Consider the following 21,150-nt stretch of genomic DNA (forward strand, 5'->3'; position numbering starts at 1 on the left):
GCACTGACGCACTCTGTAAATTACAGAGACGGCGCGCCAGACAAAAAGCTTGATGTTTGTTTTATATGGTCGAAAAACGGCGCGATTATCCGGCTAAATTGCGGGATAAGCTGCGAATCTTTCCACCAACCTGAACTTGGAAATGCTGTAAAGGCATCCATAAAGAACAACACAACGGCAATGATTAGAACGCCACGTAATGCACCAAATACCACCCCGATCACTCGGTCAGTACCTGACAAACCCGTTTTGTTGACTAGTTGAGCAATCACATAATTGACAATGGCCCCAACCACTAATGTGGCGACAAATAAAGCGGCGAGTGCTGCTCCATTGCGAACCATTTCATTATCAATATTGGTAAAATAAGCGGCTAATTTAAGATAATAATGGCTGGCAATATAAAATGCACCACACCAAATTACCAAAGACAGTGCTTCTTTAACAAAACCACGAACTAGACTGATCAATGCCGAAAAGCCGATCACCCCTAAAATGACAAAATCTATCCAAATCATAAAATCTACATCTTAAGTTGGCGCGCATTTTAACAGAAAAATGCGCCACGCAAACGTTTTCTTTATGGATTAAGTGGCTTAAATGTCTGTAATTGGCCTTTTAATCCGGTAATTTTTTGTAACTCAGCTACTTGTTTCTCTAATTTATCTTTCGAAATATCAGGCCCAACGATCACACGATACAGTCCACTGTCTGGTTTTAAGTGGGCTTGGTAGCCTCTTTTCTTCAAATCCGCGACCAATTTTTTAGCATTATCTTGGTTTCTTACCGCCACTAATTGAATAATCCAAGCACTATCACTGTAATGGTTCACTTCGCGTACCGGTTTTGATTCGACCGCGACTTGATCAGACTTTGCGACCGCTTCTTTGATGGCGGGTTTTGCTTTCACGGCTTTTTTCTTCGTCACTTTAGCGGGTTGACTAGTAACAGTAACCGCGCTGACTGGCTCTTCAGGTAGCGTAACATCGAGATCAACAGGATCTTTAATATCTTCAACATTTTCTTGTGCTTGAGAAGCATTATCGGTCGGTTTGATTGGTATCGCGGCAAACTCTTCTTTGTAATGTTCTTTTTGACCATCAAAAATGTCGGGTAAAACGATCACACCAATCACCACTAAAATCACAGTGCCAATTAAGCGGCTTTGAAACTTACTCGCCATGTAGACTCCTTTTATTATCACTTTGCCAATGGCTTAGCACTTCCCCTACAGTATGGAAAGAACCGACCACAAGCAATACATCTTCCGCCTTGAGTTGCTCTTGAGCATAGTTAAACGCTTCAATTGGTGTGGCATATTGGATCACGTCCTCTGGCAATGAAAGACATAATTGTTGTGCACTTGCGGCTCTAGGCCCTTGTAGTGATGCAGGGTACCAATAATCGACCACCGGCATTAACTGTTGCAAGGTCGCATTAATATCTTTGTCATGTAACATACCGACTACCGCATGAATTTTTCGTTCAGGATTTGCATCGGTTAAATAATTGAGCTGCAATTGCTGTACTAAATATTGAGCAGAATGGGGATTATGCGCTACATCTAATAAAATTGTAGGCTGAGAGCTTAATATTTGCATTCTCCCTGCCAGTTGCGCTTTTTCCAAGCCCTTCACAATATTAACATCTGTAATGTCCAGCCCTGAAGTACTCAACGCCATTAATGCGGTTGCAGCATTGGCAAGCGGCAAGCTTGGGACCGGTAAATCAGACAAATCGAATGCGCCACAATTCCAATGCCAACGAGCGCTATTGTTACTGTCTCGTTGATAATTAAACTGATAGCCTACTTGATGCAATTGAGCCCCAATATCATCGGCATGTGCGGCAACCGTGGCAGGTGCTTGTGGTTGTCCACAAATAGCGGGTTTGCCACTGCGGAAAATACCCGCTTTTTCATAACCGATCACATTAATATCATCGCCAAGCCAATCAACATGATCAATCGCTAAACTGGTAATGATTGATACATCATGATCAACTACGTTGGTGGCATCTAAACGTCCGCCTAAACCAACTTCAAGTAACACCACATCGACTTGTTGCTGTTGGAATATTCGCAATGCTGCTAGCGTGCCAAATTCAAATACGCTAAGGCTGGTTTGTAGGCGGGCTTGTTCGATAAAATCAAAAGCTTGAGTATGCTGCTCATCACTGGCATTTTGGCCATTAATGCGCACCCGCTCATTGTATTCGATTAAATGCGGAGAACTGTAAACGCCAACGTTATAACCAGCATCAAGCAAAATCGCTTCCATTAGCGCACAGGTAGAGCCTTTGCCATTGGTTCCTGCAACAGTGATCACCGTTGACGCAGGTTTGGTTAAATTAGCAGATACAGCCACTTTAGACACTCGTTCAAGGCCGAGGTCGATAGCACTAGTGTGTATGCTTTCTAAATAGCAAAGCCACATCGACAGAGGTGATGTGGCTTTGGGGGGAAGGTGTTTACTCATCGATGGTCAAACTCACATAAGAAGTCATCATTCAATGACTGCCAAATCATAAGAGTCGCTTTGGCAGTCCGATCAAACCGCATTACTTTTTATCAGCAACCGGTACTTCATATTCAGGAGCAGAATCAACAGAAACCACGAGTGGTGATTGATAGTTAGTCAATTTTGCGACTAAACCACCAATACGTTGACGCATTTCACGACGGTCAACAATCATATCGATTGCGCCATGCTCAAGTAAGAATTCGCTGGTTTGGAAACCTTCTGGCAAGTTCTCACGAACGGTTTGCTCAATCACGCGACGACCAGCAAAACCAATAATGGCTTTAGGTTCGCCAACATTAATATCGCCTAACATAGCAAAACTGGCTGTCACACCACCAAAGGTTGGGTCAGTCATGACCGAAATAAACGGCAAGCCCTTTTGTGATAAACGTTCAAGCGCGGCACTGGTTTTCGCCATTTGCATTAGAGACATCAGTGCCTCTTGCATACGGGCACCACCACTGGCAGCAAAACACACAAAACCACAGTTATTAGCAATCGCTTCATCAATCGCGCGGACAAAACGTGCGCCAACCACAGAGCCCATTGAACCGCCCATAAATGCGAACTCAGAGGCACAAGCGACAATAGGCATACCCAGTAGTTCACCTTTCATCGCAATCATGGCATCCGTTTCGCCACTTGATTTTTGCGCAGCCGAAATGCGGTCTTTGTATCGCTTAGAATCTTTAAACTTTAATTTATCTTTTGGTTCAAATTCTTGACCAAGTTCAACTTGAGTACCAGCATCAAGAAATGTCTCCAAACGACGACGACCAGACATTCTCATGTGATGGTCACATTTTGGACATACTTCTAGATTACGCTCTAATTCAGCTTGGTATAACACTTGCTCACATGAAGTACATTTGGTCCAAATTCCTTCAGGAATAGACGCTTTACGTGAACTAACAAGATTTGTCGTAGTAAATATTTTTTCAAGCCAACTCATTAGAAGACCTTTTAGCTAGATCCCTCGCTGTATTGCGAAAGATGGGAATATGAGAAAAATGCGAGGAGATTAAAACACATAATACTCGCAGTGTAGATAAAAAACTGGTTGTACCTATTTTTACTAGGTCACAATCTAACCATTTAAAATCAATATTGTTCTAGTGTAATAACAATGTAATCAAAATCCAACCAAACATTATAGATATGCGGTTAAAAATCAATCTAATGGTAAAAAAATCGGCCCCATAGGCATAACAGGCAACTCAAATTGCGCTGGATAATCCACATCGACTAAATATAAGCCCCCGGGTTTAGCGGTCACTCCGGCTAAAGCTCGGTCTTTTTGTACTAACAGCCATTCAATCCATTGCGGTTCTTTTTCATCACAAGCCACTTTCAGCAAACTGCCAACAATATTACGCACCATATGGTGCAAAAAGGCATTAGCTTTAATGTCTACTACAATAAAGTCGCCAATACGGGTTATGTCTAGATGCTTAATCTCACGGCACGGTGTGGCGGCTTGGCAATGACTGGCACGAAAAGAAGTGAAATCATGCTCGCCTAATAAGTAATTGGCTGCTTGTTGCATTTTTTCAACATCAATCGTTTGATGATAATGGCTGACACCTGATGCCATGATCGCAGGGCGAAATTGACTATTGCAGATGATATAGCGGTAACGACGCGCGGTGGCACTAAAGCGAGCGTGAAACTCTTCAGGTACTTCTTTTGCCCAACGGATGGTAACAAAGCTCGGTAAGTGAGTATTTCCCCCCATAGTCCATGCCACCAGCTTACGCACTGAAGTGGTATCAAAATGTACTACTTGCCCAGTACCATGTACGCCAGTATCGGTACGACCGGCACATTGCACCGCGACTGGGTGATTAGCAATAACGGTTAGGGCTTTTTCAAGATACTCTTGCACACTAGGGACATCATTTTGTCTTTGCCAACCACATACTTGGCTACCATCATATTCAATACCTAAGGCAATTCGCATCTTTATTCGACTCTTTTAAACTTAAAACTGGGCGCAAAGTATATAGGGAATTGCCCCAAAGAAAAAGGTGGCACCATCGCCACCTTGATTTTAATTGATAACCTTTAGCATAATGATTAAGACTTAATTCTCGCCAACAGTTTTTCGGCTTCTGCTTTTAGGGCAAGTTCATCACTTTTCATTACCGCGTTTAATAATTTTTTCGCCGTCGGGTAATCGTCTATTTCGATAAAAGCTTTGGCTAAATCAAGCTTGCCATTTATTTCATAATTATCATCGACATTGCACATTTTGACATCGCCTAATACATCAGGAAACTCGCCTAAACCCACATCGAGATCGACCTCTTCATCGCTATCATCAACAAAATTCGGCGCTTCTTTTTTCTGCTCTTGCTGTAACGGAAAATCCGGTTTGGTTTCCAGTCCTGGTTCTGGCATATATTGAGCGAAATTTGATGATGACAAGGTGTCATTGTTAGGTGGAATTGTCTCTAACTTACCCTCATCATTTTTAGCGATGTCTTTTTCAAATGTCACTTGTTCAAAACTTTCTTCTTCAGCAACGGTTTCACTGTCTTCTGACGAGTCAAATTTGTTCGCTGTTGGCGGATTAACTTCTGCGGCGGCATCAAATTCCTGCGGCTCACGTTCAGCATCCTCTAACGCCTGTTGCTCTTGATACACTGGCAATTCTGAATCGACAAAAGTCAGCGGCTCTTGTGGCTCTGGCTCTGGCTCTGGCTCTGGCTCTGGCTCTGGCTCTGGCTCTGGCTCTGGCTCTGGCTCTGGCTCTATAGGAAGTATGTCTGCTGTTATCGATTCCGAGTCAAATATTGGGGCCTTTTGCGCTTGAGGTTCAATGGTTTGTGTCCCTTCAGTATTCGCCTTATTTCCTGTAATTACGCGAAATAACAGTAGGATCAATGCAAGCGGCACAATCACTAAAAGCCATAACATTGGATATTGATTTAACAACGACATCAAGGTTGGCAATAAGCCTTGTGGACTCACAGGAGTTGGTTGAACTTGCTCCCGAGTACGTTCTTCATCGCTCAGTTGTGTCTGTAATTTATCTAATTGAGTTTGAATATTTCCCAGCTCTGTATTTAAACGTTGAGCTAATAAATCCACTTGAGAGGTGCTAGGCAGATTTACATCGTTATCGCTTTCTTCTCCAACATTCGCGCCTTCAATTTGTACTTTCGTCGCGGTGAGTTGCTGGTTATCACTATCGCCAACGGAAGTAATATGGACCTTAGGTAAATCATCTTCGGCGTTAAATGGCGGTGGCGGAGCAATATTCTCATCGACCTGAGATGGGATCGGGCGTTTGGCATCCTGCGCCATTATTTGCCTTGCATCTTGGGTTGATTCCGATTGGACTTGCGCTAAGCTTGGCATTAATAACGTGCTGCCAGAGATCAACCCATGAATATTGTGATCTTCAAATGCTTTCGGGTTCAGGTGGTAAATCGCCAGCAGAGATTGATAGAGACTGACTTTTTCGCTTAATTGATAATGTTTAGCGATCGACCATAAGGTTTCATTTTCAGCGGTTGGCCCATAAGTTTGCATCTGATCGGTTGATATTTGTTCAGCTTGGATCGCCGCAGAGGCTGATGAAATTTGAGTGGTCGATAATACAGGCGTGGCGAGTTCAACCGAATCATCGGCACAAGCAGTCGGTATTTGAAGAAAAAAAAGCAAAGCCAAAGGGGTGACAATATGCTTCATGGTTCGGCGCATAAAAAACTCAGTTCATTAATCGATTTAAACAATACTTCTTCAATATATAGGAATAATCCGGCTATTGGGTAGTGATCATGACAAAAAACACGATGAAACAAAGGTTTTGTAGCAATACGGTTAAATTTCAAGCTTATTTTAGAACTGCATCCAATAAAAAACCCTGAGCTTGAAGCCGTTACACTCAAGTTCAGGGTCTGATTTTACCAAATAAATTCTATTTACAAGTAATCGCGGATCAAGACTTCTGCGATTTGTACCGTATTGGTGGCAGCACCTTTACGCACGTTATCGGCCACGACCCACATGTTAATTCCGCTATGATGGCTAATGTCGTTACGAACACGTCCAATCATCACTTCATCTTTACCGCCACCATCACGCACTTGAGTTGGGTAATCAAGGCCACGGAATAGCGAAATACTGGTGTTTTGCTCGAAGAGCTCCATTACTTGCTCGGCATCAATCGGGGTTTGGGTTTCCACATGCAATGACTCTGCATGGCCGTAAAATACGGGTACATAAACACAGGTTGGGTTAATTTGAATCGAAGCGTCATGGAAAATTTTCTGCGTTTCCCACACGATTCTCATTTCCTCTGCGCTATAACCATTTTCCGTGATCATATCCACTTGCGGAATACAGTTAAACGCGATCTGTTGAGCAAATTTATCATTTTCTGCAGGTAAGCCGTTTAATAATTTTGCTGTCTGACCTGCTAGTTCATCAATGCCTTGTTTACCCGCTTCCGATACAGATTGGTAAGTCGAGACGTTAATGCGCTCAATACCTACCGCATCTTGGATCGGCTTTAGTGCTACCGCCATTTGAATGCTGGCACTGTTTGGGCTCGCAATAATGTTACGGTTACGAAATTCAGCAATCGCTTCTGGGTTCACATCTGGTACCACAAGAGGTACATCGTAGTCGTAGCGATACTTCGGTGAGCTATCGATCACGATCACTCCTTCGTCACTGGCAATAGGTGCCCATTTCTCAGCTTGTTCTGCATCGTTAGCAAAAAAGGCAATTTGTACTTGTGACCAATCAAAATCTTCTACACTGTTCACATGGGCTGTTTTACCATCATAACGGTAGCTTTTACCTTCACTCTCTTCTGTTGCGAGTAAAAACAGTTCCGCAATTGGAAAATCACGTTCTTTTAATACTTCAAGAATAGCTTCACCAACTGCGCCAGTAGCACCGAAAATAGCAATGTTAAATTTTTGACTCATGTAAAACCTCAATGTTAAAACCTAAAGATGCAAATGGCGTAAGATCTATCGCCGCTGTCGATGCTGTCACAGTTGTCGATGTCGGAACGGCTTTATCAATACAAACCAAGCGAATCGCACTGTATTCTCGGCGATCCCAGTATTGTTTGCGCAAGCGATCAAAGGCCTGTGCTTGTGCTTTTCCATCTAATCGTGACATTTCTCGGCGAAAAACCGCATCATCGTGGCGCACATCATAAATCAACTGAGTCAAATTGTGCAGTAATGCTTGTGTTTTCTCGCGATCTTCACTCCAACCTGTTGATAACTGAACTTGTGGGATTGGCGCAACGGGTAATAATTCACTAGCATTGGCGCGATTTGGCAAGTTAAGAAACTCACAATAGGCATTAAAGATCATAGTGGTGCCACGCGCTTTACCTTCTAATCCGTAGCCTGCAATATGCGGCGTCGCAAAGGCCAATAACGGCAATAATTCCAAATCCACTTGCGGCTCAAATTCAAACACATCCAATACTGCAATAAAGCCATCTTGTTGCTGTAAACGTGCTTTTAACGCTTGATTGTCGACCACGGGTCCACGCGCTGCGTTGATCAAGATTTGATCTGCACGCAATGCATTAAGGCGCTTAGCATCGATTAAATGGTGAGTGGGGTGATCGCCATCTTTAGTGATCGGGGTATGCAGACAGACAACATCGGCTTGCTCTAATAACTTGTCTAATTCAACAAACTCTCGGCTGTCAGCTTGCTGTTGCTCGGCGTGTGATTGCTTATTTTGTTGCTGCTTAAATTGTTGCTGCTTAGGCGGATCGTTTAGTAACACCTTAAAGCCCAGCCCAGTCATACATTGAGCTAAATAAGAACCTACCTGCCCTGCGCCAACAATGCCTATGGTTTTATCAAACACACAAAAACCATGTTGCTGCGCCAAGACCATCAATACGCTAAACACATATTCTGTTACCCCAACTTTATTGCAACCGGGTGCAGAGGTGAAATAAATCCCTTTTTGGGCCAGCAGTGCTTTATCGACATGATCTTGCCCTGCGGTCGCAGTACCGACAAATTTCAGTTTATTGGCTTTACTCAATAATTGGGCATTGACCTTGGTAACCGAACGGATCATTAGCGCATCAACATCCACCAAATCATCGGCTGTCATCGTTCGCCCCGGCAGCATCTTCACTTCACCAAGTTGACTAAATACTGCTTCGGCATACGGCATGTTTTCATCGATGACTATTTTCATTACAGACTCTCACACTGGATGATTATACAATTTGATTAAGTTCTCATCCAAAATTGTTAATTCCAAAAAGCCGTTTAAACCCTCCATGGACACTTGGAAAAGAACCTCCCTGTTCTTTTGACACTTTTCTACGTCAACAATATGGATGGAACGATACTGGACTGAATTAATATTCGACCAATCAAAGTAATTAGATGGCTTATAATACAAAAAATCCCCAGCCTAAGCCGAGGATTTATCAATACACTAAGCCGTTTATTGGCTAAGGATATTACGCTTGGTATTTCTTGATAACAAGTGTGGCGTTTGTGCCACCAAAACCAAAGCTATTAGACATAACCGTGTTGAGTTCTTGCTCGCGAGGTTCTGTCACAATATCTAAACCTTCTGCGGCAGGATCAAGCGTTTCGACGTTAATACTTGGGGCAATAAAGCTATGTTGTAGCATCAGCGTTGAGTAAATCGCTTCATGTACACCCGCCGCGCCAAGTGCGTGACCTGTCATGGCTTTGGTGGCTGAAATCGCAGGGCATTTGCCGCCGCTGTCTTTACCAAATACTTCTTGGATCGCGCCAAGCTCTTTTACATCACCAACCGGAGTAGAAGTACCGTGGGTGTTAACGTAATCGATAGACTCGACATTTTCCATTGCCATCTTCATGCAACGAACCGCGCCTTCACCAGAAGGAGCGACCATATCGTAGCCGTCTGATGTTGCGCCGTAACCTACGATTTCGCCGTAAATTTTTGCGCCACGAGCAAGAGCATGTTCCAGTTCTTCAACCACAACCATACCGCCGCCACCAGAGATAACAAAACCATCACGGTTTGCATCATAAGTACGAGAAGCTTTTTCAGGCTGATCATTAAACTTAGTTGATAATGCACCCATCGCATCAAACATCATGGCAGAAGACCAGTGAAGCTCTTCACCACCACCCGCAAATACCACATCTTGTTTGCCAAGTTGGATAAGCTCTAATGCGTGACCGATACAGTGTGCTGAAGTCGCACAAGCTGAACTCATGGTGTAGTTAACGCCACGAATTTTAAATGGCGTGGCAAGACAAGCTGAAACCGTTGACGCCATAGTACGAGGAACCATGTAAGGACCCACGCGCTTTACGCCTTTCTCACGGATAGTATCCACTGAGATCACTTGGTTTTGTGAAGAAATACCACCAGAGCCAGCAACAAGACCGGTACGATCATTTGATACTTGGTCTTCAGGTAACTGAGAATCTTCCACTGCTTGTTGCATTGCAAGGAATGCATAAGAAGCAGTATCGCCCATAAAGCGCATTTGTTTACGGTCGATAAAATCGCTTGGTGTGATTTTTAGCTCACCCCAAACATGAGAACGAAGACCGGCTTCTTTAAATTGCTCTGAAGCACTAATGCCAGATTTACCTGTTTTTAAAGACGCTAATACTTCTTCTACGTTATTACCAATACTAGATACAATGCCTAGACCAGTGATGACGGCTCGTTTCATGTGACATTCCTATAATTCAAAAATCGTGTAAATGATAACTGACTTACTCTTAATAAGTGGTCAGCTTTCCTAATTTTTCCCTTTTGTATTGCTATTTCATCATTAAAATTGGCAATACAGGCGCTTCTCGATCAATAAAGGTCGCGTAATGGGTATATAATAGCCCTAAATCGACCCAAAATGACAGGTATTATGAGTTCTATACAAAATGCGAAGCTCGATTGGAATGAATCTGGCACGCCGATCTCTCATCAATTTGATGATGTTTACTTCTCTAACGCCAATGGACTGGAAGAAAGTCGCTACGTTTTCATTAAACAAAACCATTTGCCAGAACGTTGGCAACACTTCCCCCAACCTCGCTTTACCATCGCAGAAACGGGCTTTGGTACTGGGTTAAATTTTTTGGCCGTGTGGCAGCAATTTGAATCGTTTAGATCTCAACATCCGCAAGCTTGTCTCAAACAGTTACACTTTATCAGCTTCGAAAAATTCCCTGTCAGTCTCGATGATTTAAAAAAAGCCCATGCTGCGTGGCCAGAACTGGCTGATTATGCCCAGCAATTACAAGCCATTTACCCTGTTGCGATCCCTGAGTGTCAGCGATTAGTGTTAGCCGATGGCATGATCACGCTCGATCTCTGGTTTGGTGATATTCACGATAATCTACCTCAAATTGCCCACAACCAAGATGGCGTGGTCGATGCATGGTTCTTAGACGGTTTCGCACCAAGTAAAAATCAAGACATGTGGAATGACGCATTATTTACGGGTATGGCCGCCATCACTAAACAACAAGGCACTTGCGCCACTTTTACCGCCGCTGGTTTTGTGCGTCGCGGCTTAATCGATGCCGGTTTTGAGATGAAAAAAGTCAAAGGCTTTGGCACCAAGCGCGAAATGATTGCAGGTTGCCTCAAGCCTCAAACCCCTGAACAAAGACGCGCTAATGTCAATATACCGCCTTGGTTTGCCCGCCATCCGGCTTCGATATTTTCATCCGATAATGATAACTCAGCAGCGGACCATGACTCAGAAGGCAATCATCGTCTTGCATCAAGCAGCATTGCGATTATTGGCGGCGGCGTTGCCAGTGCCACACTCGCCCAAGCATTGCATCGTCGTGGGTTAGCTGTCACTTTGTATTGCGAGGATGATGTTGCCGCACTCGGCGCTTCTGGCAATCGACAAGGCGCGTTATACCCTTTGGTTGCCGAACCGGACGCGCCTTTAAATCGATTTTTTGCTCCCGCTTTTTTATACGCCCGTCAATTTGTGTTGCAAGCGGCGCAAAATATTGAATTCGATCATGATTTTTGCGGTGTCACTCAATTGGCGTGGAGCGAGAAAGCCAAAGGCAAACTCGATAAAATGCTCACCAATGGGTATCCCGCCAGTTTTATTCAAGCATTAGATACCAAACAAACTGCGCAAACCATCGGTTTAGATATCGAGATGGAAAGCGTGTTTTATCCGCTCGGCGGGTGGTTATGTCCACAACAGTTAACCCAAAACATCATTCAAGCATTGCAACAAAGTGACCGTTTTCAAGCCCATTTTAATACTCAAATTGAGTCATTAGAGTGGTGTGAGCAAACGCAATGTTGGCAACTGAAAACCGCCACGCAAACATTCAAACACCAAACCGTGGTGGTAGCGAATGGCCATCAATTTCATCGCTTTAAACAACTAAAGGCTATTGCGGCTACGCCGGTAAAAGGCCAGGTTAGCCATATCCCAACCACGCCAAACTTACAAAAATTGAACACTGTACTTTGTTATGATGGTTACATGACGCCACAAAACCCCAACAACGCGCACCATTGTATTGGCGCAAGTTATGATCGTAATAACATCGACCATAACTTTGATCCTCAAGCGCAACTCAGCAATGCCGAACGTTTAGTCAATTGCGTGCCCAATCAAACTTGGCCACTTGAAGTGAACATTAGTGATAACCAAGCGCGTCAAGGTATTCGCAGCGTTACTCGCGATCACCTACCGTTTATTGGTAACGTGTGTCAATTTGAACCTGTCGCAGAAAGTTATCGTCAAATCGATCCACAAATTTTGCGCACGAAACCAGAATTAATGCCTGAGATCCCACAGTATCCAAATCTATTTTGTATGGTGGGACTAGGCGCTCGCGGTTTATGCTCTGCGCCACTATTGGCAGAAACCTTAGCCTCACAAATCGTGGGCGATCCGCTGCCTTTGCCAAATGAGATATTAGAAAAACTGCACCCCGCCAGAATGTGGGTGCGAAGAATGTTGAAAGGCCGACCTATCGAAAGCTAACAACCGCGGCGAAAATAACAAAGGTGTTGATCTCACGATCAACACCTTTATTTTAAATCACCCTTCGGCGTTATATTTTACGCAGTTAATGCCACCGCTGCCGCCATCAATTGGGCTTGCGTGGCCTCATCTTTTGGCTTACCGCTTTCGATATCAAACACATCAAAAAAGCTTGGGATCGATACCGATGCTTTAACTTCTGCATGGAAAAAAGGCGCAGAACCTGTCGCTTGAGCTAAGACACTTTTTGCGCCGCTAGGGCCCGGACTGGTAGCTAAATACACCACTGGCTTATGCGCAAACATTTGCTGATTAATGCGAGATGCCCAATCAAACAAGTTTTTATAAGCGGCAGTATAAGTCCCGTTATGCTCTGCCAGTGAAATAACAAAGGCGTCAGCACTTTCTAATTTCGCAAAATAGGCCTTCGCACCATCAGGACGACCGATTTCTTTTTCAGTATCAGTACTAAACATCGGCACAGGAAAATCGTTCAGATCCAACACTTCAACCTCTGCACCTGGCACTAAGTTGGCGGTATAAGCGGCTAATGCTTTATTAATTGAGTTGAAGCTTGAACTTGCACCAAAAGCGATAATTTTCATACGGACTCCCTGTCTAAAAAAGTAATCATCCCATCAAAGTTATTATATAACCAGATAGTAATGACCGAAGGTGTAACGTTAAACCGCTTGGTTCAAACGCTGCCACAGTGTTGCGACTATTAGTTGATCGGCTGGGGTGAGTTCGTTGCGCGCCGCATCCAAACTGGCTTGAGTTCGCTGTTTGAACACTGCAATGTCTTGAATACCTTCAAGTTCACAATCGGCCGCCGCCAGCGAGATATGGCCACGCAAATAGCCACCAGCAAATAATTCATCGTCTGATGCGGTTTCTACTGTGTTATCAATCGCTTCTAATAATTGTTCTTCTAATTCAATGATCATCCGTTACTCATTACTTAACAATAAATTGGGTTGGGTGTAATTCTGGGATTTGATAAACATCACGCAGCGCATCCGACAGCATTTTGACTCGCAAAGGCAAGCCTTGTTGTAAAATGCTTAACACTTCTGCTTGCACTGTTGCCATAAACGTTAAACGATCTGGTTCAAAATCGCCATGTAAATTGTCACAACTGACCGTAAAGGGAAAACCGGCGCTCACCGATAAAATCCACTCATAAGCTTGCGGGCGAACTTCGACCTTTTCAAATTCAGCTTGGACTTGCTCGGTACGCCCATCCGGTTCATACCAATAACCAAAATCTTCTAATAAGCGACGCTTTGGTCCGGCGACACACCAATGGGCGATTTCATGCATCGCCGAGGCGTAAAAACCTCGCGCAAAGAGAATACGATGATGAGCAATTTTCTCATCGGCAGGTAAGTAAATAGGCTCATCCCCACCAAGTTCTAACTGAGTATTATATGACCCAGAAAAAGTTTGGTTAAAGATGCGAATGATATCGGGATATTGATGACGTGATTCTGGCATGGCGTGATTCTTTTAATACAACATAAAGGCACATTGTCCTTACTTTTTTATCTTAGGTAAAGTTTAATCTATCGGGATAATTTTTAATGATACTTCGCTGTCAAAGCACCAACAAAAAATGGCTTACCCACTTTTAAATAAAAGCAGATAAGCCATTCATTTTGTTTATCTTAAACCTAAGCTTTTTTCTTCAATCCGCAGGGATTAAATCTTTGGTGTTTGTGTTTGTACGCCGTGATTTTGGCCACGATGACGCAACAAATGATCCATCAAGACAATCGCCAGCATCGCTTCTGCAATAGGCACCGCGCGAATCCCGACACAAGGATCATGACGACCTTTGGTGATAAGCGAGGTTGATTCACCTTGGCGGGTGATGGTTTCGCCTGGTACGGTAATGCTTGAGGTTGGTTTTAGTGCAATGCTTGCCACGATATCTTGACCGGAAGAAATGCCACCTAAAATGCCACCTGCGTGATTGGATTTAAACCCTTGCGGCGTCATTTCATCGCGGTGCTGACTGCCCTTTTGATTGGCCACCGCAAAACCATCGCCAATCTCAACCCCTTTGACTGCGTTAATGCCCATCAATGCATGAGCAATATCAGCATCTAAACGATCGAAAATCGGCTCACCTAATCCAACAGGCACATTGGTGGCGACCACCGAAAGCTTTGCGCCAATGGAATCACCCTGTTTTTTTAAATCGCGGATTAACTCATCAAATGCCGCTACTTTATCGGCGTCTGGGCAGAAGAATGGGTTGTTTTCAATTTCATCCCAATCGACTTTATCGACGCTAACATCGCCCATTTGTGACAAATAGCCTCGAATTTCAATACCAAATTGTTGTTTAAGGTACTTCTTCGCGATACCACCTGCGGCCACGCGCATGGCGGTTTCACGCGCAGAAGAACGACCACCACCGCGATAATCACGCACTCCATACTTTTGATGGTAAGTGTAATCGGCGTGACCTGGGCGGAATTTATCCATAATCTCTGAATAATCTTTTGAGCGCTGATCGGTGTTTTTGATCATCAAACCAATCGAAGTACCGGTAGTTTGACCTTCAAATACACCGCCTAAAATTTCCACCTCGTCAGGTTCGCGGCGCGCAGTGGTGTAGCGTGATGTGCCAGGACGGCGACGATCCAAATCTTTTTGTAAATCGGCTTCGGTAATGTCTAACCCCGGAGGGCAGCCATCGACAATACAACCTAATGCTTTACCGTGGCTTTCACCAAAGGTTGTGACGCGAAAATGTTGACCAATACTGTTCCCTGCCATGAATCCCTCTTTGACTTCATTCAATATGCTTCTATACCCACAAATTGCCGTAATTACTCACAACGTTAGGCATACACAGTGTTGATGACACTGATAACAATTTTATTACTCATGCTTAGATAGTGTCGTCATGTGACAAACTTGTAAACCCTATAATTTAAAATAATCGTGTCTTTTCAAAAGAAACCGACAATAAAAATGCCAATACTCGAGGAATATTGGCATTACATATACCCAAAGCAATTGAAGTTGCAGTGAGACGGCAAGTAAACGAAGCCCCATGAGCTTAGCTTGCCTAAGTGATTGGGGTGAGTTAGCGCAGCCAACAAAGCTGCAGCTTCAAGTAAGACGGGTATAGATTCTCTATAATGAAATCACACGTTATTGCTTATAAATCGAAAACTCTTGCGCATGTTCCACTAACTGTTGGCGTGTTAACAAGAATACGCCATGACCACCATTTTCAAACTCAAGCCAAGTAAATGGAATGTGCGGATATTGCTCCATCACATGCACCATTGAGTTGCCCACTTCGCAGATCAAAATACCATCATCGGTTAAATAATCCGGTGCATCCGCCAAAATACGGCGCATGAGTTTTAAGCCATCAGTGCCAGCCGCTAAGCCTAGCTCAGGTTCATGGCGAAATTCTTGTGGCAAACTATCCATATCCGCTTGATCGACATACGGCGGATTACTGACAATAAGGTTGTAATGATCTTTTGGCAGATCATTAAATAAATCCGAACGCAATGGGTACACTTGCTGCTCAAGACCGTGATCGGTAATGTTTCGCTCTGCCACATCTAAAGCGTCTACCGAGATATCAACCGCGTCAACTTCCGCATCTGGGAAAGCATGAGCACAGGCAATCGCAATACAACCGCTGCCAGTACATAAATCCATAATGCGGGTTGGCTCTTCGGTTAACCAAGGTTGGAATTGGTTTTCAATCAACTCACCAATCGGAGAACGTGGCACTAATACACGCTCATCGACATAAAACTCTAAGCCACAGAACCACGCTTTGTTGGTTAAATAAGCGGTTGGTGTGCGCTCGTTAATTCGTAAGATCACACGCTCAACAATGCGTAAACGCTCACTATGAATGAGACGTGAGTTCAAGACATGCGGCGGCACATCAATCGGAAGATACAAAGTTGGTAAAATGAGTTGTACTGCTTCATCCCAAGAATTGTCGGTACCATGACCATAAAATAGCCCCGCCGCGTTAAAACGGCTGACCGTCCAACGGATCATATCTTGTAAGGTATGCAGTTCAGATACCGCTTCATCAATGAAAATTTTATCCACTTGTGCCTCCGATCAGGGCGTCAATCGATTATTTATGCGCAGGCTAAATGACGATGCTCGCCAATCGACCATGCTTAAGGTTACAATACGCCCCCTTATTACTAAGGATTATCCATGAGCGAAAAAGACACCAATAACAATGACGAATTTGCGCTATTTCAACAGGAAGTAAAGGGCGTAAGAAAGTTGTCACAGGATACCATAATCCATCAACCGAAAAAGGCTTTGCAGCAAAAAGAAATTCGCCGCACTTTTCGAGAAGCCAAGGATAATGAGTTCTATTTTTCGGATGAATTTGTGCCTCTGCTCAGTGTCGATGGTCCAACTCGTTACGCGCGTGATGATGTGTCTAAATACGAAGTGAAACGCTTACGTCGCGGTGTGTATGTACCCGATGTCTTTTTAGATTTGCATGGTATGACTCAAAATGAAGCCAAACGCGAATTAGGCGCCATGCTCGCTTATTGCGTTAAAGAAAGTATTTGTTGCGCCAGTGTCATGCACGGCATTGGAAAGCACATTTTAAAGCAGAAAGTACCATTGTGGCTTGCTCAACATCCAGATGTCATGGCGTATCACCAAGCCCCATTAGAGTTTGGTGGCAACGGCGCATTGTTGGTGTTGGTCTCTATTCCAGAAAGGTAGTGCATGACGTGAAGTTGCTGGCGGGTTAATCCTTTACTCAGCAACTTCAATGCCGTTTAAGTGGTGCGAATAAATCAGCTCGACTCTCCGGCTATAACTGCCAAAGCACCTCGCCTTTACGCGCATCGACATCAAAATCAATACACACCATGCCCGAGGTTGGGAACATCGGCGGATGTATTCCTGTGACAAAATCAGCGGTTAAATACCCCACCAATGGCAAATGAGACACTAAAATCACATTTTCTAAGCTTTGAGTTTCTGCCAGTGCGCATACATATTCCACCACCGTTTCCGAATCGCCATACGGTGTTATTTCATCACAGGCTTCAACGGTATCGGCGCTCAACACTTCTGAGATCACCTGCCAAGTTTGTTGCGCGCGTAAATAAGGACTCACCAATGCTAAATCAAATTGTGACGATCCTTTTTGCTGACAGTTTTTAGCCACTTGCAAAGATTGAGTCTGTCCTTGCTTACTTAATGGTCGCTCAGCATCGCTCGGTGCAAATGCTTCTGCATCACCGTGGCGCATAATAAAAATCCGCATACATCACCTTACTAACAGTATCTTGCGATTAGGTATAGTACGCAGTATAGCAATATCAAGCGTCACTTTGTCGAGTCAAATAACATTGTTATCAGATATAGTTCTCAGCATGCTGTTTTTATCAACAAATTTGGCAAAAATTGGCAAAAATTGGCACTAACTATCAATACCAATAAAAACTATTTGCAGCCTTTGCTTGCCGCGTCATAATTGAGATATAGCTGTGTTTTACTTTGTTCTCATTGGTGATCGTCTAATATTAACAAGCGCCTTTATGTCATTATGCTGATGCCATTTATTTATGTCATTAAGCTTATGTCATTAAGCTTATGTCATTAAGCAATTTGGCCTTGGCTTGGGTAATATTGCCTTCTCGTGACCAATGTGCCAAATCTCAGCTTTTTCACCATAGGCATTTCATCTCCACCATTTTCAGCCAATCCTCAACGCAGGGAGCGTTCAATACACATTAGTCCAAACGATACCAAACAATACCGTTATCTCACTCTGGAAAATGGGCTGCGTGTGCTGATCATTCATGATCAAGATGCTCAAAAATCGGCCGCCGCATTAGCGGTCAATGTGGGTCACTTTGACGATCCCAGCCACCGTGAAGGCTTAGCGCATTATCTTGAACACATGTTGTTTTTAGGCACCGAGAAATTCCCAAGCGTTGGTGAGTTCCAATCCTTTATTAGTCAGCATGGCGGTAAAAACAATGCTTGGACTGGCACTGAGCATACCTGCTTCTTTTTTGATATCGCCTGCGATCAATACCCTGAAGCGCTTGATCGTTTTAGCCAATTTTTTATTGCCCCACTCTTTAATCCCGAAGCGCTCGATAAAGAACGCCAAGCAGTAGAGTCTGAATTTCGTCTCAAGCTTAAAGATGACATGCGCCGTTTGTATCAAGTGCATAAAGAAGTGGTCAACCCAGCGCATCCATTCGCTAAATTTTCAGTCGGTAATGTTGAAACCCTCAGTGATGTGCTCGATGACAACGGCCAACAGACTCATTCGATCCGCGATGAAATCATTGAATTTTATCAGCAATGCTATTCAGCTGATTTAATGACTGCCACTTTAATTGGTCCACATGATCTCGACCAATTAGAGCGCGCAGCAATACGCTATTTTTCTGCTATACCTAATCAGAACTTGGCAGGAAAGTCCGTGGATATTCCACTGTTACGAGAGCAAGACCACGCTAAATTTGTCACTATTGAACCGGAAAAAGACACCCGTAAGTTAATGCTCACCTTTAACTTTCCTGCTATGAATCATTTCTATCAGACCAAACCTTTGTCTTATATCGCTCATTTACTGGGAGATGAAGGTGAAGGCAGCCTGTTGCAATATTTAAAAGAGGAACAATTAATTACCTCGTTGACGGCCGGCGGTGGGATCAGTGGCAGTAACTTCCGCGAATTTTCAATCAGTTGTACTTTAACTAAGCTGGGTTTAACTCACGTTGAAAAAATCATCACCACCATTTTTCAATATATCGAATTGATCCGTCAGTCTGGGGTCGAAGAGTGGCGTTATAAAGAAAAACAAGCGGTATTGGAATCGGCTTTTCGCTTCCAAGAACCCTCACGCCCAATAGATACCGCCAGTCATCTGGTGATGAATATGCAAAATTATCAGCCAGATGATGTGATTTATGGCGACTATCAAATGGCGCAATTTGAAGAGGAACATCTGCGCCAATTAATGGCTAAGTTTACCCCGCAAAATATGCGGATCATGCTTATTGCTAAAGGATTGGAGTATTCTAAACATGCTAAATGGTATCACTCGCCTTATTCGGTGCGCGATTTAACTGTGCAAGAGATCGCACAATGGCGCGATTTGAGCTTACAAGTTAAAATTCCCACGGCCGACTTACACCTACCAGAAGCCAATCCTTATATTTGTTATAACCTCGACCCTTCCCCATTGGAAAGCGACAGTAAAGTCCCAGAGCTTATTGAAGATCAACAAGGGTTTCGATTATGGCACTTACAAGAGCCTGAATTTAGAGTTCCTAAAGGCTTAGCATTTATTGCCATTGATAGCCCACATGCGGTCTCAACCCCTGACAGCATAGTCAAAACCCGTTTGTGCGTAGAAATGTTTTTAGACTCGTTGGTAAAAGAAACCTACCAAGCTGAAATCGCCGGAATGGGATATAACCTATACGCTCATCAAGGCGGCGTAACCTTAATGCTGTCGGGCTTTAGTGAAAAACAAGCTCAACTACTCGATGTGATCATCTATCGTTTTGCGTCACGCGAATTTAGCCAAGCTCGTTTTGATTCAATCAAACGCCAAATGTTGATCAATTGGCGAAATTGTCAAAAAGATCGTCCTATTTCGCAACTGTTCAATGCCATGACCGGAATTCTACAACCCAATAATCCCCCTTATCCGGTATTAATTGAAGCATTGGAATCAATAGAGGTGGATCAATTGCCAGAGTTTGTCGGCTCAATGTTATCGGAATTGCATATTGAAATGTTTGTCTATGGCGATTGGACGCGATCGGCAGCAGTCAATCTTGCCACCAGCCTTAAACAAGCGCTGCAAGTGCAAGATCAAAAATACCAAGAATCCTTACGCCCATTAGTCATGTTAGGTGAAAGCGGCACTTTCCAGCGAGAGTTGCAATGTAACCAAGCCGATTCAGCTTTAGTCTTGTATTACCAATCGCCCGAAGTGACCCCACAAAATGTGGCGCTCTACACTCTGGCGAACCATTTAATGTCGGCGGCGTTTTTCCATGAAATCCGCACTAAGCAACAACTGGGTTATATGGTGGGCACCGGCAATATGCCGCTCAATCGCCACCCTGGTTTAGCGCTGTATGTACAATCTCCCAACGCCGCGCCAAGCGAATTATTGGCCTCGGTGGATGAGTTTTTAAATGCCTTTTACATGCTGTTATTAGAGTTAAACGAACAACAATGGCAAAGCAGTAAACAAGGACTGCTCAACCAAATTTTAGCTCCAGATAGCAATTTACGTTCACGCGGACAACGCTTATGGGTTGCAATAGGCAATAAAGATTTAAGCTTTAATAATCGCGAAATTGTCTCACAAGCCATCGTCAATTTAGACCGCAGCGAGATGATCCGTTTTGTAGTTAACACCCTAAAACCAAGAACCGCCAATCGCTTGATCATGCACTCAAAAGGCTTAGAGCATCAAGACGCCGAAGATCTCGCGGTCGGATTTGAAATTGGCTCAATTGAAGAGTTTCAACTGAGGCCCAAAGATGTGGATTTAGGTTAAGGGCAACAAAAAGCCCTGCTCTTATATTTTTTTAACTCGGAAGAGGCTATAAGTTTGTAGGGCTTAATGCG

Annotated in this window: 18 protein-coding genes; 3 read left to right on the forward strand and 15 right to left on the reverse strand. The window is 43.8% G+C overall.

Features of this window, described 5'->3' with window-relative positions; translation table 11 throughout:
* Positions 1-20: 20 nt before the first annotated feature.
* From HC723_RS00420 to fabB, 9 genes are all read right to left on the reverse strand, one after another.
* Entirely contained in the window at positions 21-518 is a 498-nt protein-coding gene (locus HC723_RS00420) for a CvpA family protein (RefSeq protein WP_190337854.1), read from the reverse strand.
* 62 nt (positions 519-580) lie between these two features.
* Positions 581-1,183 carry an SPOR domain-containing protein gene (locus tag HC723_RS00425; protein WP_190337855.1) on the reverse strand — a complete coding sequence of 201 codons (603 nt, stop codon included), beginning with the start codon at positions 1,181-1,183 and terminating at the stop codon, positions 581-583.
* Positions 1,173-2,477: a bifunctional tetrahydrofolate synthase/dihydrofolate synthase gene (folC, locus tag HC723_RS00430; protein ID WP_190337856.1), complete on the reverse strand. Its 1,305-nt coding sequence runs from the start codon at positions 2,475-2,477 to the stop codon at positions 1,173-1,175. Before folC ends, HC723_RS00425 begins: the two co-directional genes overlap by 11 nt.
* Before the next feature lie 82 nt (positions 2,478-2,559).
* The gene (gene accD / locus HC723_RS00435; RefSeq protein WP_153446646.1) at positions 2,560-3,474 is read right to left on the reverse strand and encodes an acetyl-CoA carboxylase, carboxyltransferase subunit beta; all 915 of its coding nucleotides are present in this window, start codon (positions 3,472-3,474) and stop codon (positions 2,560-2,562) included.
* A 219-nt stretch (positions 3,475-3,693) separates the two neighbouring features.
* The gene (truA, locus tag HC723_RS00440) at positions 3,694-4,482 is read right to left on the reverse strand and encodes a tRNA pseudouridine(38-40) synthase TruA (RefSeq protein WP_153446644.1); all 789 of its coding nucleotides are present in this window, start codon (positions 4,480-4,482) and stop codon (positions 3,694-3,696) included.
* Positions 4,483-4,598: 116 nt separating this feature from the next.
* Positions 4,599-6,230 carry a FimV/HubP family polar landmark protein gene (locus HC723_RS00445; RefSeq protein ID WP_190337857.1) on the reverse strand — a complete coding sequence of 544 codons (1,632 nt, stop codon included), beginning with the start codon at positions 6,228-6,230 and terminating at the stop codon, positions 4,599-4,601.
* A gap of 221 nt (positions 6,231-6,451) precedes the next feature.
* Positions 6,452-7,465 carry an aspartate-semialdehyde dehydrogenase gene (locus tag HC723_RS00450; RefSeq protein WP_190337858.1) on the reverse strand — a complete coding sequence of 338 codons (1,014 nt, stop codon included), beginning with the start codon at positions 7,463-7,465 and terminating at the stop codon, positions 6,452-6,454.
* Positions 7,449-8,717, reverse strand: a complete 1,269-nt coding sequence (locus tag HC723_RS00455) for a 4-phosphoerythronate dehydrogenase (RefSeq protein WP_190337859.1) — start codon at positions 8,715-8,717, stop codon at positions 7,449-7,451. Before HC723_RS00455 ends, HC723_RS00450 begins: the two co-directional genes overlap by 17 nt.
* Before the next feature lie 271 nt (positions 8,718-8,988).
* Positions 8,989-10,212 (reverse strand): beta-ketoacyl-ACP synthase I, encoded by a 1,224-nt coding sequence (fabB, locus tag HC723_RS00460; RefSeq protein WP_190337860.1) that lies wholly within the window; start codon positions 10,210-10,212, stop codon positions 8,989-8,991.
* Positions 10,213-10,404: 192 nt separating this feature from the next.
* On the opposite strand from fabB, the gene mnmC reads away from it, so the two are divergent.
* Positions 10,405-12,510, forward strand: coding sequence for a bifunctional tRNA (5-methylaminomethyl-2-thiouridine)(34)-methyltransferase MnmD/FAD-dependent 5-carboxymethylaminomethyl-2-thiouridine(34) oxidoreductase MnmC (gene mnmC / locus HC723_RS00465; protein ID WP_190337861.1), 2,106 nt, complete (start codon positions 10,405-10,407; stop codon positions 12,508-12,510).
* Positions 12,511-12,587: 77 nt separating this feature from the next.
* Here the strand turns inward: mnmC and HC723_RS00470 are convergent, their stop codons facing one another.
* The 5 genes from HC723_RS00470 to prmB form a co-directional block, all read right to left on the reverse strand.
* On the reverse strand, positions 12,588-13,115 hold the full coding sequence (locus HC723_RS00470) for an NADPH-dependent FMN reductase (protein WP_190337862.1): 528 nt from the start codon (positions 13,113-13,115) through the stop codon (positions 12,588-12,590).
* Between the two features lie 78 nt (positions 13,116-13,193).
* Positions 13,194-13,457: a YfcL family protein gene (locus HC723_RS00475; RefSeq protein ID WP_153446633.1), complete on the reverse strand. Its 264-nt coding sequence runs from the start codon at positions 13,455-13,457 to the stop codon at positions 13,194-13,196.
* A gap of 10 nt (positions 13,458-13,467) precedes the next feature.
* Positions 13,468-14,007 carry an elongation factor P hydroxylase gene (locus tag HC723_RS00480; protein WP_153446632.1) on the reverse strand — a complete coding sequence of 180 codons (540 nt, stop codon included), beginning with the start codon at positions 14,005-14,007 and terminating at the stop codon, positions 13,468-13,470.
* A gap of 204 nt (positions 14,008-14,211) precedes the next feature.
* Positions 14,212-15,297, reverse strand: coding sequence for a chorismate synthase (gene aroC / locus HC723_RS00485; protein WP_190337863.1), 1,086 nt, complete (start codon positions 15,295-15,297; stop codon positions 14,212-14,214).
* A 381-nt stretch (positions 15,298-15,678) separates the two neighbouring features.
* Positions 15,679-16,611: a 50S ribosomal protein L3 N(5)-glutamine methyltransferase gene (prmB, locus tag HC723_RS00490; protein ID WP_153446628.1), complete on the reverse strand. Its 933-nt coding sequence runs from the start codon at positions 16,609-16,611 to the stop codon at positions 15,679-15,681.
* A 114-nt stretch (positions 16,612-16,725) separates the two neighbouring features.
* Here prmB and smrB point away from each other — a divergent pair, with 114 nt between their 5' ends.
* Positions 16,726-17,256, forward strand: coding sequence for an endonuclease SmrB (gene smrB, locus HC723_RS00495; protein WP_153446627.1), 531 nt, complete (start codon positions 16,726-16,728; stop codon positions 17,254-17,256).
* Positions 17,257-17,347: 91 nt separating this feature from the next.
* Here smrB and sixA read toward each other — a convergent pair whose 3' ends face one another.
* Positions 17,348-17,806 carry a phosphohistidine phosphatase SixA gene (gene sixA / locus HC723_RS00500; protein ID WP_153446625.1) on the reverse strand — a complete coding sequence of 153 codons (459 nt, stop codon included), beginning with the start codon at positions 17,804-17,806 and terminating at the stop codon, positions 17,348-17,350.
* 462 nt (positions 17,807-18,268) lie between these two features.
* Between sixA and HC723_RS00505 the strand changes: the two genes are divergently transcribed.
* A complete protein-coding gene (locus HC723_RS00505; protein ID WP_190337974.1) occupies positions 18,269-21,079 on the forward strand; it encodes an insulinase family protein in 2,811 nt (936 codons plus the stop codon).
* Positions 21,080-21,150 lie beyond the last annotated feature (71 nt).

Source organism: Vibrio sp. S11_S32 (assembly GCF_014694465.1).
Lineage (GTDB): Bacteria > Pseudomonadota > Gammaproteobacteria > Enterobacterales > Vibrionaceae > Vibrio > Vibrio algicola.

Coding starts and splice junctions, on each gene's coding strand:
- HC723_RS00420 (WP_190337854.1), bottom strand. CDS start 518: ATGATTTGGATAGATTTTGTCATTTTAGGGGTGATCGGCTTTTCGGCA.
- HC723_RS00425 (WP_190337855.1), bottom strand. CDS start 1,183: ATGGCGAGTAAGTTTCAAAGCCGCTTAATTGGCACTGTGATTTTAGTG.
- folC (WP_190337856.1), bottom strand. CDS start 2,477: ATGAGTAAACACCTTCCCCCCAAAGCCACATCACCTCTGTCGATGTGG.
- accD (WP_153446646.1), bottom strand. CDS start 3,474: ATGAGTTGGCTTGAAAAAATATTTACTACGACAAATCTTGTTAGTTCA.
- truA (WP_153446644.1), bottom strand. CDS start 4,482: ATGCGAATTGCCTTAGGTATTGAATATGATGGTAGCCAAGTATGTGGT.
- HC723_RS00445 (WP_190337857.1), bottom strand. CDS start 6,230: ATGCGCCGAACCATGAAGCATATTGTCACCCCTTTGGCTTTGCTTTTT.
- HC723_RS00450 (WP_190337858.1), bottom strand. CDS start 7,465: ATGAGTCAAAAATTTAACATTGCTATTTTCGGTGCTACTGGCGCAGTT.
- HC723_RS00455 (WP_190337859.1), bottom strand. CDS start 8,717: ATGAAAATAGTCATCGATGAAAACATGCCGTATGCCGAAGCAGTATTT.
- fabB (WP_190337860.1), bottom strand. CDS start 10,212: ATGAAACGAGCCGTCATCACTGGTCTAGGCATTGTATCTAGTATTGGT.
- mnmC (WP_190337861.1), top strand. CDS start 10,405: ATGAGTTCTATACAAAATGCGAAGCTCGATTGGAATGAATCTGGCACG.
- HC723_RS00470 (WP_190337862.1), bottom strand. CDS start 13,115: ATGAAAATTATCGCTTTTGGTGCAAGTTCAAGCTTCAACTCAATTAAT.
- HC723_RS00475 (WP_153446633.1), bottom strand. CDS start 13,457: ATGATCATTGAATTAGAAGAACAATTATTAGAAGCGATTGATAACACA.
- HC723_RS00480 (WP_153446632.1), bottom strand. CDS start 14,007: ATGCCAGAATCACGTCATCAATATCCCGATATCATTCGCATCTTTAAC.
- aroC (WP_190337863.1), bottom strand. CDS start 15,297: ATGGCAGGGAACAGTATTGGTCAACATTTTCGCGTCACAACCTTTGGT.
- smrB (WP_153446627.1), top strand. CDS start 16,726: ATGAGCGAAAAAGACACCAATAACAATGACGAATTTGCGCTATTTCAA.
- sixA (WP_153446625.1), bottom strand. CDS start 17,806: ATGCGGATTTTTATTATGCGCCACGGTGATGCAGAAGCATTTGCACCG.